1 protein-coding gene is annotated in these 1149 nt (G+C 50.0%); it reads left to right on the forward strand.

Annotation, left to right across the window (positions count from 1 at the left end):
• Positions 1–1149, forward strand: a 1149-nt coding sequence (locus tag EJP87_RS16825; protein WP_130472976.1) for a sensor histidine kinase, incomplete at both ends; no start/stop codon positions are given.

A 1149-nucleotide genomic window follows, 5' to 3' on the forward strand; every position in this document is an offset into this window, starting at 1 on the left:
AGAGGATTTTAGTGCGGTAAAACTCTTTCTTGAACAACTGCACAAAGAGGGCATTGGCGATTTGGCAACCCATTTGCGTGCCCACCCCGCACTGGTACGCCAATGCGCCCAACTGGTACGCATCGTCGATATCAACCAAAGCACCATTCATCTGTATGGCGCAGCCAATCAGCAAGCGATCATCAGCAACCTGACACAATTTTTCACCAATGAAACATTGGCTGTCTTTTGTGAAGAGTTGCTGGCCTTTTGGCACGGCCAAGGAATGTTTCAGGCTGATAGTGTGCAACGCACTTTGCGTGGGGAACAGATCTGGGTACAGATTCATGCAGTCCTGGTGGCCGGTTATGAAGAGAGTTGGGGTCGGGTTTTGGTAACCATTGTCGATCTGACAGCGCGCAAAAAGGCAGAAGATAATCTGGTGGCCGCCAAACAGGCTGCCGAAGCTGCCAACCAGGCCAAAAGTGAATTTTTGGCCACCATGAGCCATGAAATTCGTACCCCCATGAATATCATCATGGGCATGTCTGAGGTCTTGGTGCAGCAGATTACCGATGGCGGCGATGATCTGCAACTCTCCTATATCCATGCTCTGCAGCGCAACTCAAACATGTTGCTGGAGCTGTTGAACAATCTCCTGGATCTGACCAAACTGGAAGCCCAATCCATTGAATTGGAAAATATCGAGTTTGATCTGGAAGAGCTGTTGCGCAATTTGGTCTGCATGTTTCAACTCATGGTCAAAGAAAAAGGGGTGCTGCTGCTGATGCAGACCAAAGAGTTGACCGCACTGCGCCGTCGAGGGGATCCGTTGCGTCTGCGCCAAATTTTGACCAATCTCCTCAGCAACGCCATCAAGTTTACTGAACATGGCTCCATCACCCTTGCCGCCTATGCCGATGCCGAGCAGCCAGAAAAGATCACCTTCAAGGTGACCGATACCGGAATCGGCATTCCTGAGGAGAAGCAGGCTTTGATCTTTGAGCTGTTTCAACAGGCCGATACCTCTCATACCAGAAAATATGGGGGAACCGGTTTGGGTCTTTATTTGTGCAAAAAAATTGTCGGTTTGCTGGGAGGCAATCTGTTGCTGACCAGCCAACCTGGACTAGGCAGCGCCTTCTCTTTTACCATCGCTTTACCTCTGGT

The sequence above is a fragment of the Candidatus Magnetaquicoccus inordinatus genome (genome assembly GCF_004217665.1).
GTDB classification, from domain to species: Bacteria; Pseudomonadota; Magnetococcia; order Magnetococcales; family Magnetaquicoccaceae; genus Magnetaquicoccus; species Magnetaquicoccus inordinatus.